Genomic DNA, 12666 nt, shown 5'->3' with positions numbered 1-12666 from the left:
GAAAGCCTAGTCTGCCCGAAGCTCGGGCTTCAGCAGCCGACCCCAGGTGCGATCATACGTATGCACCTTGCCGCCGGACCCCTCGACGGGTCGCCCCTCATTGGCCCAGCGAAAGATGGAGCCTTCCAGATTGACGATGCGGGCTTCAGTCTCCAGGCGCTCGGCGAGTTGCGAGGACCGATACCCTACCGAGCAATAGGCAACCAGCAGGCCGGTGGCCTCCGCAGGCAGCTCCACGGCGTCGGGGTCGACATGAATTGCCCCGGGGATGCGGCTCACCGCGTATTCCTCGGCTGTGCGCACATCCAGCAGCGTAACCGCGCGAGTCGAGTCGGCGAGCAGTGCGGCCAACGAATCCGTGGAGATCTGCTCGACCTCGGGGAAGGAGGTGCGCACCATGGTCTCGACAGCGGACCACTCCAGGTTCGGTCCGCAACCGGGCGTGAAGCCGGCCATCACGCCGGCCAGTACCCCATAAACGGCGACGGGCCCCGACGCCAAGCGCCGGAGCCCGTCCCAAAGGCGGGTTCGCCTGCTCGAGATCACTTCAGCTTGAAGGTGATCGGGAGGGACATTTTCACCTTGACCGGCTTGCCGCGCTGCTTGCCGGGCGTGAACCGGGCCTGCTGAACGGCGCGGATGGCCTCTTCGTCACAGCCGGCACCGATGCCGCGAACCACAACCGGGTTCTCGACCATGCCCTGCTCATTGACGACGAACTGCACAATCACACGGCCTTCGACACCTGCTTTCTTGGCAATCTCGGGGTAGCGGATCTTGCTCTGCAGCTCACCCAGTCCACCGATTAGGTCCGGCATCTGCTCCACGATCACAAAGATCTCGGGCTCGGGCTCGGGCTCGTCTGCCGGAGGCGGCGGCGGAGGCGGAAGGTCTACTGCGGCGTCGAGGTCCAGGGAAACGTCAAGCTCAAGCTCGTCGTCGTCAAGAATCTCATCGTTCGGGACCTCAACCGGCACGGGCGGGCGCGGCGGCGGAGGTGGTCTTTCGATCTGCTGGGTCTGCTGGATTTCCTCCATCTGGACCACTTCCTGCTCGGCGAGGTTGACGTTGAAGTCGCTGTCAGCGCGCAGATCGAGGCGGAACGCCACGATGAGCAGGGCCAGGGTGAGGATCATTCCAACCTCAATGAAAAGCGGATACCGCGTTTTCAGATCAGCCTTTTCGGTCTTGCGAAGGGCCATCGGTAATGGTTGGGTTTTAGTGGAAGCGCGGGATTGCCCGCTTCAATCGGGGCATCCAATATATCCGCCTGCAGGAGCAAACGGAAGAGCGCCAAGGAACTGATAACAAGAGATTTCGGCGGGGCTGCATGCCGCCCGCGGCGGTCGAAACTGGAGATCGCCCTGCCGAATTCACTGTTTAGACACGGCTAGGAGTCGAAAGTTGCTCCGTCCGACGGCGGATTGAAGCGCCTCCAGAGCACAAAAGCGCCCGTTCCGGCCAAAATGCCCAGGGCGTCGGCCAGGGCATCCAGGGGGTCTCCGGTGCGGCCACCGGGCACGAATTCCTGCGCCAGTTCCGTCAGCACCCCGTAGGTGACCCCGAGAACAATCACGTACAGCCACGCTTTGGGCAGCGTGTCTCCGAGAGCGACCATCCAGAGCCCGGCGAAGCCCGCGAACAATACGAAATGGGCCAGCTTGTCGAACTCGAGCAGGCCCGTCGACGGCAACTGGTCGCCCGGTACGAACAGGGCTGCCAGCGTGGCCAGCGTCCATACGACGGCGAAGGGTACCGCCCACTGTTTGATAAACGCCCGGATCCGGGCTGCGCGCGAGGTCAAATTCTCTGAGTTCAGTGTGCCAAGCGCTCGGAGAGCACCAGCGGAAGATGTCGAATCAGGTCGGCCGCCATCATGGTCGACGGTGCCCGGAGTCTGCCGTAACGCTCGGCGCAGGCGCCTCCCACATGGGTGGCACAGACGGCGGCCTCAAACGGCTGAAGGCCCATCGCCAACAGGCCCGCACACAATCCGGCGAGTACGTCTCCGGTTCCGGCCGTGGCCAGAGCGGGTGTGCCGGCGGTACAGATGACGGCCTGGCCGGTCGCGTCGGCGATTACGGTCGGGGCGCCCTTCAGCACAAGCACGGCATTCCAGCGCTCCGCCCAGGTTCTGGCTGCGGTGACGGGGTTTTCCGGCATTGCGTCGAGACCGGTCATGTGCAAAAATTCGCCGGCATGCGGCGTCAGAATGCGATTCGCCTCACCCTGCAAACGCCCGAGTTCAGAGGCCGCCCTCAATCCGTCCGCGTCGATGACCACGGGAGCCTGCGACCGCCGCAGCACCTGTTCGACCACGTCGCGTGCCTGTTCGCCGCGTCCAAGGCCGGGCCCGACCAGCACGGCTCTGGCCCGCTCCAGCCACTCGCCGGGAGCAGCCTGCGAGACTGTCGGAATCTCTGCAGGACCGGTCCACGTGGCATCCTCGGGAAACGCGCAGACCACGTATCCGGAGCCGATTCGGGCCGCGGCGGAGGCGGCCAGTACAGGGGCGCCTGGATACTTGATCGATCCGCCGACTACGAGGGTGGGCCCGGTGGAATATTTGTAGGCCTGCCGGGGTCGCACCGGGAGGCGTTCAATGACCCACGCATCGTCCGACAAATGCCCGGAACCGGCTTCGCCACTCAGAGCGGCCAGCACTCCGGGCGGAATTCCGATCTCTGCCGTCACTACCCGACCAGCCACATCGGGACCCCGTCCGAGCAGCAAGCCTGCCTTGGCAGCACCCATGGTTACCGTGAGGTCGGCGCGAACCACGTCACCGGCTGCCTCACCGGTGTCTGCGTTCAGTCCCGTGGGCACATCGATGGCCACCACAAACCCGTTCGCCTGATTGATGGCGCGTACAGCCGTATCGAGTGGAGCCCGAGGGGCTGCAGCCTGGCCTGTTCCGAGCAGCGCATCGACAAGCACCGTGCACCCGGACATGCGGTCAGCGGTGTGCACAAATGAAGCGCCCCCGTGTCGCTTCAGGATTTCCAGCTGGGCCTCCGCGTCCAGCGAGAGTCCATCGTCCGAAACCAGCCACACACGCGCCTGGACGCCGAGGTCCGCAAGGACACGGGCCATGACCAGGCCGTCCCCGCCATTGTTGCCCTTGCCGCACAGGATGCCCACGGCGCCGGGGCGGGGCCGGGCCTCGAGCAAAGCGCGCACCGCCTCACGACCGGCCGTTTCCATGAGCGTGGCTCCCGCGATGCCGATCTCTTCGATGGTCTGCCGGTCGGCCTCCCGCATGGCGCTGCTGGAGAGGAACGGTCTCATTGATCGATGCGCAGCGTGTCGGGAATAACAGTCTCCCAGCGGGCTCGCACGGGCGGGCTTTCGTCCAGCCAGCCGATGGGCTCCGGCGCGCGGAACGGTGCCAGGCTGCCGAACGACCAGCGTCCGTTGCCGTCGAGGTCCAGAAAAAGGTCCAGGCGCAACACGCTGCCACCCGGCAGCCGATCCAGCACGAATGCGCCGGAGGAGTCGGGCCTCACAATGTGCGGCGGCCGTGTATCCAGCCAGCCACGCACCACGGCGGAGTCCAGCGACGGATCGACGGTTCCGGCGAGTTCGCCAAGCAGTCGCGAGGGGGACGGCTGCACGGTCACTGAGGCCAGCGAGTCGGGGCCTGCAAACGCGGCCAGGTCCACTTCAATGCGATGGGGAGCGCCGGGTGGCAACCCGAGTGCGACGGCCGTGCCTGTTTCGGTACTCCAGGTCCAGTCGATGCCTTGCCCGCTGGTGTCAAGTACGGCCACACCCCGGCGCAAGGCCGCATCGTCCGGCGGGAAGGAAAACAGCAGTTCGGCCTGGGTCTCCGGGTAGAGGAACTGAACTCCTGATTCGACGGCGAGGGTGTCTACCCGGAACCCTTCGAAGCGCAGCTGGGCCGTGTCGGCACGAGCGCTGGAAGGGAAGGTGAGGGGTCCGATCACTCCGGTGTTGCCGGCAGAGTCGGCCACCGCGCCGTCTGCCCAGATTTCCCAGGCGTTGCCTACAAAGGGGTTGGTTCGCAGGACCACCCGACGGGGTTCGTCATGCGGCTGATAGGCGTCCAGGACCGGCATGGTGCGGGCGGTCAGCGTATCCAGGAGTTCCCAGCGCGATCCGTCCCGATCCACGAGGCGCACATCGGAATCGAACGTCAACTCGATGCGGGCTGTCGTTAAGGCGGCGGCGCGGCGTAGCACCGGAGCGGTGGTGTCGATGCGCGCGGAGTACCAGGTGCCTGCCGTGACGGATGAGTCGGGGGCGGCTGCGACGACCGGGACAGGGGGCCAGGCCAGCGTCTCTCCCGCCTCCGCAAATCGATTCCGGTTTGCATCCCGAACGCCCAGCACAAAGTACGGGGCCTCCTGCAGGTAGGAGAAGGAGAAGCGTCCCGCATCGTCGGTCTGGGTTCGGTAGTCGGGCGGGCGGTCCGGACCCGGCAGGGTGGCTGGCGCCGTGCTGTCGGGCATCAAATAGGCGTAGATGTCCAGCCCCGCGTCCGGCGATCCGTCGAGGGCCTTGACCACCGTACCGGCAAGCCGCCCCTGGTTGATGCGATCTCCGGTGGCGAATGCCACGCGCACGGGTGCGCTCAGTGCGACGCCGTGCGCATCGCGCAGCCCCGTGTCGACGGTCACGATGTAAGTGGTGTTGTCGCGCAGAGGCTCGCGAAAGATCACATCCAGGGAACGCCCCCCCGGCCTGATCTCAGGTGGGCGATCCGGCTCCGGCGTCACGGTGACGGCCGTGGCGGCTGAGCGACCGTCAATGAATTCGTCGAACCGGATGCGCACACGCTCCGGTCGAACGCTGGTCGTGCCGTCTTCAGGCGTCGTATCAACGATTTCCGGAGGTCGATCATCCGGCGGCCCCCCCGTGGGCGGCACCGGCACCGCGCAGGCAGCCATCATGCCGGCCAGCAGGGCAACGAGGTGCAGCCTACCCGCCATCGGCCCGTCGGCTTCTCAGGGAGAAGAAGAGCACGGTACCGGCGGCGGTAGCGAGCGTAATCACCGCAGGCTGAACGGCCCGTTGCCAGAGCGACTGCGGCACGTCGGCTCGCGTCTCCGGGTAGGCGGGTTCATTTACCTGCTCGGCTGCGGCGCGCGAGATCACATCGCTTCGCGACGGTTCGCACAGCCTGTCCACGACGACGACTTCATCCACAACAAGTCGCACGGCCATAGCCATCGACACCGTGCGGGCAATGCGGCCGCCGGGAGCCCGGCCGTAGGCCACTGCGGCTCGGCTGAGATCCATGGACAGGTTGCTTGCGGCCGCACCCTCCGGGGCAAGCACGGTTACGTCTCGTGCCTGCAGGGCGCTCACCAGGGCACCACTCAGGAATGGCGGGCGCGACGGCGGGTCGAGCACGAGCCCATCGCCCGTGATCTGATCCGGAATGCAGCCCACGGCCATTTCCGACAGCACCTCCACGTTGGAGGGCTGGGCGGCAGCCGGCAGGGCCAGCAGCAGGCAGGTCAGGAGCGGCAGGAGGCGCATGGCGCCAAGATCCGACCCCCGACCTGCGGATGAAAGCCGTTCAGGCGTAGATACCGCGCAGTTTGAGCGCGTCGGCCACCTTCTTGATGGCGTCCACGTACGCGCCGATGCGCAGCGTCACGTCATGCTTCTGGCTGACGTCGTAGACCTGATCAAAGGCCACGCGCATCATGCGGTCCAGGCGGCGATTTACCCGGTCCAGGCTCCAGAAGTAGCCCTGGCGGTCCTGGACCCACTCGAAGTACGAGACGGTCACGCCACCAGCGTTGGCGAGAATGTCGGGCACCACGAGCACTCCTCGATCCTTGAGGATGGCGTCTGCCTTGGGCGTGGTCGGACCGTTGGCGCCCTCGGCGATCACCTTGGCCTGCACCTTGTCCGCGTTGCGACTGGTGATCTGGTCTTCCTTGGCGCACGGGGCAAGCACGTCGACATCCAGGGCCAGGAGTTCGTCATTCGAGATGGTCTCCGCGCCATCGAACCCTTCCAGTGACCACCCGTGCGACTCCGAGTACGCCAGTGCCTTGCTGATGTCGATGCCGTCCGCGTTGTAGTAGCCGCCGGAAACATCGGAAATGGCCACGACGCGGCAGCCCTGCTCCGCCATCAATTGCGCGGCGACAGAACCCACGTTGCCGAAGCCCTGCACGGCCACAGTCGATTCGGAGGGCCGCAGACCAAGCTTGTTCATCGCCGCCAGCGCGGTCGTCATCACGCCGCGGCCGGTCGCCTCCTTGCGGCCAAGCGATCCACCAAGCTGGATGGGCTTGCCGGTAACGACCGCGTTCTCGGTGCGTTTGGCGTGCATGGAATACGTGTCGAGTATCCACGCCATGACCTGCGCGTTGGTGTTCATGTCCGGAGCAGGGATGTCCTTGTCCGGGCCGAACACGTCAATCAGGTTCGAGGTGTATCGACGCGTCAGACGTTCCAGTTCGCCGACGCTCATTTCCCGCGGGTCGCAGACTACGCCGCCCTTGCCGCCACCGAACGGAACGTTGACGACCGCACATTTCCAGGTCATCCACGCGGCGAGCGCCTTGACCTCATCCATGGTGACGTCAGGGGCGTAGCGAATGCCGCCTTTGGACGGCCCCAGGATGTCGTTGTGGATCACGCGATAACCCGTGAACACCTTGATGCGTCCCGAGTCCATCACCACGGGAATGGCCGTGATGTGCACTCGGGTCGGGGTGATCAGGTACTCATAGAAGCCAGGATCCAGTTCGAGGATCTGGGCGGCCACATCGAACCGCTCCACCATGGCCTCGAAGGGATTCTCATGGTCGCGGATGGGTGCCGGCTCCTTGTACACGGACCGGGAATGAACGTCGCGCTTGAAAGGCATTTTTGGTGCGGTGCGCCGCGGCTTCCACAGACGGTTCGGAAGCGCTTACAGAGGGAAACGTGCAGGCGGCGCGGTAGATTGAACAGATCTGCAAAGCTACCGCCCCCCGGCGAGACCGAAATACCAAGACACCTTGAAGTTTGATGCCAGTTCGGGTGAACGGCCGCTGACCAGCAGGCGACGCTCCGAGTATCGGAGTCTGGTGCGGGCCAAGGGGCGTCGCGAGTTGGGTCAGTACCTGATAGAAGGCGTGCGTGCGGTGGAGGCGGCTGTGCTTGGCGGTGCGGAACTGGTGGACGTGGTGGTGTCTGCGTCCGGAGATCGCGTGGACCGGATTCGGGCGATGGCGTCCTGCCCGGTCCTGAGCGCATCGACCCGGGATGTGGAGGCCATCGGCGATGCAAAGACGTCTCAGGGCATTGTGGCTGCGGCGCGCATTCCCGCCCCCGCCACCGTGCCGGCCGGGCCAGTACTGGTGCTGGACGGGGTACAGGACCCGGGCAACGTGGGTACCTTGATTCGCACCGCGGCATGGTTTGGCGTACAGGCCGTGATTTGTGCCGACGGCACGGCCGATCCGTGGCAGCCGAAAGTGGTGCGTTCCAGTCAGGGCGGTCTTTGGGACCTGGCCGTGGTTCGGTCCCCGGATCCGGTTGGGCTCCTGGCAGGCCGGAGCATGTTTATTGCGGATATGCGGGGCGTCCCGCTGTCGGAATGGCGCCCGGAACCCGATGCCGTGCTGGTGCTGGGTTCGGAGGCACACGGCGTGTCGCAGGCCTTCCGTGAGGCGAGTGCCGGGAGCGTGCACATCGCCGGTCGCGGCACCGCCACGGAGAGTCTGAACGTGTCGGTGGCGGGCGGCATCCTGATGGCCGCCTGGCTGGGCTGAACTCTTGGTCCGGATTTGTGGCAGAACCGCCGGTTTCAGCTATGCCTGACCCCGCGACGACGCACGTTGGGGTGTATATTTCCGGACTCGGCTAACTCGGAGGACGGCGGATGGAAGTGCCTGCATTGCAGGGCCTGGGTGTGGAGCACGGCCTCCAGACCCTGGAGCAGCGCGCCAAGGTGGGCGAACGGCATAAGAGCCTGCGCATCGGCGTACCGCTGGAGGTTTCCAATGAAGAGCGTCGTGTGGCTCTGGCCCCGTCCGGAGTCAGTTCGCTGGTGTCCAACGGCCACCAGGTCTACGTGCAGGAGGCCGCCGGCAAACAGGCCAACTTCTCAGACCAGGAATACGCGGAGGCCGGGGGCGAAATTGTGCGGGAAGCCGGTGAGCTGTACTCCAACTGCGGGCTCATCGTGAAGGTCGGCCCACCATCGGACGACGAATGTGCGCACCTGCAGGAGAAGCAGATTCTCATTTCTGCGCTGCACCTGGGAGGCACGTCTCCTGAATTCCTGCGATGCCTGATGGATCTCGGCATCACCGGGATCGGGTTCGAGTTCATCCGGGACCAGGACGGCACGCTGCCCATCGTTCGCATGATGCACGAAATCATGGGCTCCATGGCCGTGCAGATCTCGGCCCGCTATCTGGAGTCCGGCGAAGGCGGCAAGGGGGTCATGCTGGGCGGCATCTCCGGAGTGCCGCCGTCGACCGTGGTGATCCTGGGCGCCGGAGTGGTCGGTGAATGGGCCGCGCGCACGGCGCTGGGCTTCGGTGCGCACGTCATCGTGCTGGACAACGACCTGTCGGCACTACGGGTCATGGAGCACTATCTCGATCGGCGCATCACCACTGCCATGGCCACCGAGGGGTACATCCGCCACGCGCTGGAACGCGCCGATGTGGTGATCGGGGCCATGATGAAGGCCGGGCAGCGCTCGCCGGTCATGATCACCGAGGAGATGGTCATGCGCATGCCCAAGGGCGCGGTGATTGTTGATGCCATGATGGACCAGGGGGGCTGCTGCGAGACCAGCGCGCCCACGACCCACTCGCAGCCGAGCTTTGTGAAGCACGGTGTGATCCACTATTGCATCCCGAACATGCCGTCCAACGCAGCCCGCACGGCCACGTATGCGCTTACCAACGTGCTGGTGCCGTACCTGCTCAAGATCGGTGAGGCCGGCACGGTGCATGAGGCGCTCTGGCGGGATGTGGGTCTGCGCAACGGGACCTATGTCTATCGGCGTCACCTGACCAAGAAGAGTCTTGCCACGATGTTCGGCATGCCGCATCGCGACATCGAGCTCCTGATTGCATCGGGGATCTGAGCAGGGATAGCGTGAGTCGTGGACTGATTCTCGTCACGGGAGCTACCGGATACATCGGAGGACGGCTTGTGCCCTGTCTTCTGGAGGACGGCTGGTCGGTGCGCTGTTTCGTGCGCGACGCGGCGCGATTGGAAAACCGGCCCTGGTCGGACGACGTAGCCGTGGCGGTAGGAGATGTGCTGCAGCCGGAAACGTTGCCGGAGGCGCTGAGCGGCGTGAAGGTGGCCTACTACCTCATCCATTCGCTTGGTTCGGAGGGCGACTTTGAGGAGCGTGACCGACAGGCCGCGGAGAACTTTGCGCGCGCGGCCGAGGAAGCGGGCGTGGAGCGCATCATTTATCTGGGCGGCATCAATCCCAAATCCGACAAGCGTTCAAAGCATCTGGAAAGCAGGCTTGAGACGGGTGAATACCTGCGCAAGGGGTCTGTGCCGGTCACGGAATTTCGGGCGGCGGTGATCGTCGGGAGCGGCTCGCTGAGTTTTGAGCTGATCCGCTATCTCACGGAGAGGGTGCCGCTGTTGATCACCCCCAAGTGGGTCCGCACGCGCACTCAGCCCATCGCCGTGCGCAACGTGCTGCAATACCTGACGAGCGCGCTGGATGAGCCCGAGAGCACGGGCCGCATTCTCGAGATCGGCGGCTCGGAGGTGCTCAGTTATCAGGACATGTTCCGGGGCTACGCTCGGGCTCGTGGGCTCCGACGGGCCATCCTGGAGGTGCCGGTGCTGACGCCGTGGCTGTCTTCGCTCTGGGTTGGGTTGGTTACCCCGCTCAATGCGCGGATCGCCCGGCCCCTGATCGAAGGCCTGGACAACGAGGTCGTAGTGCAGGACGACACAGCGGCACGCATGTTCGACATCGAACTGCTGGACTACGAGACCGCCGTGCGCCTGGCACTGCAGCGCTTTGCCCGTGACAAGGTGGAGACGACCTGGAGTGACGCATTCTCCAGCAGTGCCGACAGACGGTTGGTCACGCGCCTGGAGGAAGACAAGGGCATGATCCAGGAGCGGTTGCAGGTCAACGTAAAGGCGCCGCCGTCCGCCGTCTGGGCCGAACTGAACCGTCTTGGGGGAGACAACGGCTGGTTGTACGCCAACTTCCTCTGGCGCATCCGGGGGCTCATGGACCTGGCTGTCGGCGGCATCGGCCTTCGCTCCACGCGCCGAACGTACAGCCACCTGCGTGAGGGTGACGCGGTGGATTTCTGGCGTGTGGAGGAGGCTCGCGAAAACGAGGTCCTGCGGCTGCGTGCGGAAATGAAAGTGCCCGGCAAGGCGTGGCTGCAATACGAGATCAACCCGGTGGACGAATCCACGACTGCCGTTACACAGACGGCGTTCTTCGAGCCGAAGGGCCTGTTCGGCTTCCTGTACTGGTGGATGTTCTACGTGCCGCACACGTTCATCTTCCCCGGTATGCTGAAGGAGTTGAGACGGCGGGCCGAGGCGGCCTAACCGCCTCTCGCTACGACCATCATCCAGCCAAAAATGGCGGCGCCGAGCACGGTCAGGTAGATCAGGAAGAACGTCAGTGTTTCCAGGAAGGCCCGCAGCCGGCCGCGGCCCCCGACCCGTTTGAACGACAGATAGGTGTGCACCAGAGTTGCGACGCGAGTGCCCACACCCACCGCCGCGAGCGGCCACTGCCACCAAAGCAGCGCGGCAAGGTCAGAAGGGTCTTCGATGGGTGCGGCCGCAAGCGCGGAGACTGCGAAGTACACATACCAGGCCGCATGAAGGTGCAGGGCGTGCACCAGATGCTCCACGTAATGCGGGCGCTCTTTGCGCTGGAGCAGAAACATGATCAGGCCGGAAATCGGCACGATCACGAACATGAATCGCGGTAGCAGCCTGGCCAGGTCGGTCCCGCTGGTGGAAGTCACGAACATCAGATCCGTCACTCCGAGCAACTCGGCGATCACGAAGTAGGCGACACTCAGCCACAGGTACAATCGGATCGCCGACAGATACGGCTGCCGCCGGCCCTCGAGGTATTCGACAGTGAGCAACCCCGGCCTTGCCAGCAGCGCACCCAGTGAGCGCAGCAGCCGGTTGTCCAGGCTGAAGAGCGCATCGACCGCATCCTCAAACATGTCCCGCAGCGGCTCCACGCGCGGTTTTGCGGCCTGCCCGCACCTGTGGCAGTGGGAGCCCAGCAGCTCGGCGCCACAGTTCAGGCAGCGAGCGCCATCGGGGATCTGCGTATCATGCCCGGCCATCCCGAGAAGCTATGAACCTGCTACTGCTATCCAACTCCCGCAACCCGGATTCCGGCTATCTGGAGCATGCACGTCCGTGGCTGCAGGAGGCGCTGGGCGGGTGTCGCACGATAGCTTTTGTGCCCTTTGCAGCCGTTCGACTGAGTTTCGACGACTACGCGGATCTGGTACAGCAGGGCATGGGCGATGGGGTTGAGGTGCGCTCCGTGCACCGCGGCAATCCGGCCGACGTTGTGGCGACCTGTGACGCGGTGGCGGTAGGCGGAGGCAACACCTTTCACCTGCTCGATCACCTCTACCGGCACGGCCTGCTTGAGGCCATCCGGAGTGCCGTAGCCGCCGGAAAGCCCTATGTGGGCTGGAGTGCAGGATCAAACGTGGCTTGCCCGACCATGCGAACCACCAACGACATGCCGATTGTGCAGCCTCCAAGTCTGGACGCCCTCGATCTGGTGCCCTACCAGATCAACCCGCACTATCTGGATGCGCATCCCGATCATCACATGGGAGAGACCCGGGAGGAGCGCCTGCTGGAGTTCGAGCAGGCGAATCCGGGGCGCATGGTGATTGGACTCAGGGAGGGCTCCGCCGTGCGGGTTAGCGGCGATCATGTCCTGCTGGGGTCGAGGACGGCCCGTATCTTTGGCGTTGCGGCCGAGCCGTTCGAGATGGATCCCGGACCTATCGCTGTCCCCGCCTGATGGATTTCACCCCCGAAGAAGTACGTGTGCTGGGTGTGCTCATTGAAAAAGAGCTCACGACACCCGATTACTATCCGCTCACCCTCAACTCGCTGACTACCGCGTGCAACCAGAAGTCCAACCGGGATCCGGTCGTGGACTTTTCCGAGTCCACAGTGATGCGGGCGCTGGATTCGTTGATGAGGCGCAAGGTGGTCGGTCACGCCGCCGGAGGCGGCAGCCGGGCGGAGAAATTCCGTCATGCGCTGGCCGAGGCCTGGGGGTTGTCGGAAGCGGAAAGGGCGGTGCTCAGCATTATGCTGCTTCGTGGACCGCAGACTGTGGGTGAGCTTCGGGCCCGAACGGGCCGCAGCCACCCATTCGAGTCGCTCGAGGAGGTAGAGGCGGTGCTTGCCGAACTGGCTGCCCGGGAGCAGCCCCTGGTCACCGAACTTCCGGTGCTGCCCGGCAAGAAGGAGGCCCGGCACACACACCTGCTGGAGGGTGAGCCGGACCTGGAGGCCATCGCGGCGACAGAGCCAGCACCTGCACGTTCAGGCTCTGCAGGGCTCAGCGAGGAGGTCGCCGAACTCAGGGAACGGCTCGAGGCGCTGGAGGCCGCCTTCGAGGCCTTTAAGACACAATTCGAATAGGCATTCTCGCCCCCGGCCGGCGTGTTCGGCGGGAGC

Annotated in this window: 13 protein-coding genes; 5 read left to right on the top strand and 8 right to left on the bottom strand. The window is 64.9% G+C overall.

Translation table 11 applies throughout. From position 1 onward, the window contains the following. Positions 1–6: 6 nt before the first annotated feature. The 7 genes from JJ896_02160 to JJ896_02130 all read right to left on the bottom strand — a co-directional run bounded on the left by JJ896_02160 (position 7) and on the right by JJ896_02130 (position 6853). The gene (locus JJ896_02160; protein MBO6778433.1) at positions 7–456 is read right to left on the bottom strand and encodes a rhodanese-like domain-containing protein; all 450 of its coding nucleotides are present in this window, start codon (positions 454–456) and stop codon (positions 7–9) included. An 86-nt stretch (positions 457–542) separates the two neighbouring features. Continuing rightward, positions 543–1202: an energy transducer TonB gene (locus JJ896_02155; GenBank protein MBO6778432.1), complete on the bottom strand. Its 660-nt coding sequence runs from the start codon at positions 1200–1202 to the stop codon at positions 543–545. Positions 1203–1390: 188 nt separating this feature from the next. Then, a complete protein-coding gene (locus JJ896_02150; protein ID MBO6778431.1) occupies positions 1391–1804 on the bottom strand; it encodes a VanZ family protein in 414 nt (137 codons plus the stop codon). Between the two features lie 11 nt (positions 1805–1815). After that, positions 1816–3288: an NAD(P)H-hydrate dehydratase gene (locus JJ896_02145; GenBank protein ID MBO6778430.1), complete on the bottom strand. Its 1473-nt coding sequence runs from the start codon at positions 3286–3288 to the stop codon at positions 1816–1818. Next, positions 3285–4952 carry an Ig-like domain-containing protein gene (locus JJ896_02140; protein ID MBO6778429.1) on the bottom strand — a complete coding sequence of 556 codons (1668 nt, stop codon included), beginning with the start codon at positions 4950–4952 and terminating at the stop codon, positions 3285–3287. The genes JJ896_02145 and JJ896_02140 overlap by 4 nt, the downstream gene beginning before the upstream one ends. After that, on the bottom strand, positions 4942–5505 hold the full coding sequence (locus JJ896_02135; protein ID MBO6778428.1) for a hypothetical protein: 564 nt from the start codon (positions 5503–5505) through the stop codon (positions 4942–4944). Before JJ896_02135 ends, JJ896_02140 begins: the two co-directional genes overlap by 11 nt. A gap of 40 nt (positions 5506–5545) precedes the next feature. Continuing rightward, positions 5546–6853, bottom strand: a complete 1308-nt coding sequence (locus JJ896_02130; protein ID MBO6778427.1) for a Glu/Leu/Phe/Val dehydrogenase — start codon at positions 6851–6853, stop codon at positions 5546–5548. Between the two features lie 133 nt (positions 6854–6986). On the opposite strand from JJ896_02130, the gene JJ896_02125 reads away from it, so the two are divergent. The 3 genes from JJ896_02125 to JJ896_02115 all read left to right on the top strand — a co-directional run bounded on the left by JJ896_02125 (position 6987) and on the right by JJ896_02115 (position 10533). Beyond that, positions 6987–7742, top strand: a complete 756-nt coding sequence (locus JJ896_02125; GenBank protein MBO6778426.1) for an RNA methyltransferase — start codon at positions 6987–6989, stop codon at positions 7740–7742. Positions 7743–7852: 110 nt separating this feature from the next. After that, positions 7853–9073, top strand: coding sequence for an alanine dehydrogenase (locus tag JJ896_02120; protein ID MBO6778425.1), 1221 nt, complete (start codon positions 7853–7855; stop codon positions 9071–9073). Between the two features lie 11 nt (positions 9074–9084). Continuing rightward, positions 9085–10533 carry an SDR family oxidoreductase gene (locus JJ896_02115; protein MBO6778424.1) on the top strand — a complete coding sequence of 483 codons (1449 nt, stop codon included), beginning with the start codon at positions 9085–9087 and terminating at the stop codon, positions 10531–10533. Here the strand turns inward: JJ896_02115 and JJ896_02110 are convergent. Then, entirely contained in the window at positions 10530–11189 is a 660-nt protein-coding gene (locus tag JJ896_02110; GenBank protein MBO6778423.1) for a DUF3667 domain-containing protein, read from the bottom strand. The genes JJ896_02115 and JJ896_02110 overlap by 4 nt on opposite strands. A gap of 119 nt (positions 11190–11308) precedes the next feature. Between JJ896_02110 and pepE the strand changes: the two genes are divergently transcribed. Together pepE and JJ896_02100 are read left to right on the top strand one after the other, a co-directional pair. Then, positions 11309–11998 carry a dipeptidase PepE gene (pepE, locus tag JJ896_02105; GenBank protein ID MBO6778422.1) on the top strand — a complete coding sequence of 230 codons (690 nt, stop codon included), beginning with the start codon at positions 11309–11311 and terminating at the stop codon, positions 11996–11998. Further along, positions 11998–12630 carry a YceH family protein gene (locus JJ896_02100; protein MBO6778421.1) on the top strand — a complete coding sequence of 211 codons (633 nt, stop codon included), beginning with the start codon at positions 11998–12000 and terminating at the stop codon, positions 12628–12630. Before pepE ends, JJ896_02100 begins: the two co-directional genes overlap by 1 nt. The last annotated feature ends 36 nt before the right edge of the window (positions 12631–12666 follow it).

The organism is Rhodothermales bacterium (assembly GCA_017643395.1).
Taxonomy (GTDB): domain Bacteria; phylum Bacteroidota; class Rhodothermia; order Rhodothermales; family UBA10348; genus JABDJZ01.
Note: the sequence above shows the minus strand (reverse complement) of the source record. Positions and strands in the feature narration are given on the sequence as shown.

Bases quoted from the DNA above. Each gene is read 5' to 3' on its own strand.
- JJ896_02135 (MBO6778428.1), bottom strand. From the start codon at position 5,505: ATGCGCCTCCTGCCGCTCCTGACCTGCCTGCTGCTGGCCCTGCCGGCT.
- JJ896_02155 (MBO6778432.1), bottom strand. From the start codon at position 1,202: ATGGCCCTTCGCAAGACCGAAAAGGCTGATCTGAAAACGCGGTATCCG.
- JJ896_02100 (MBO6778421.1), top strand. From the start codon at position 11,998: ATGGATTTCACCCCCGAAGAAGTACGTGTGCTGGGTGTGCTCATTGAA.
- pepE (MBO6778422.1), top strand. From the start codon at position 11,309: ATGAACCTGCTACTGCTATCCAACTCCCGCAACCCGGATTCCGGCTAT.
- JJ896_02140 (MBO6778429.1), bottom strand. From the start codon at position 4,952: ATGGCGGGTAGGCTGCACCTCGTTGCCCTGCTGGCCGGCATGATGGCT.
- JJ896_02145 (MBO6778430.1), bottom strand. From the start codon at position 3,288: ATGAGACCGTTCCTCTCCAGCAGCGCCATGCGGGAGGCCGACCGGCAG.
- JJ896_02130 (MBO6778427.1), bottom strand. From the start codon at position 6,853: ATGCCTTTCAAGCGCGACGTTCATTCCCGGTCCGTGTACAAGGAGCCG.
- JJ896_02160 (MBO6778433.1), bottom strand. From the start codon at position 456: ATGGCCGGCTTCACGCCCGGTTGCGGACCGAACCTGGAGTGGTCCGCT.
- JJ896_02120 (MBO6778425.1), top strand. From the start codon at position 7,853: ATGGAAGTGCCTGCATTGCAGGGCCTGGGTGTGGAGCACGGCCTCCAG.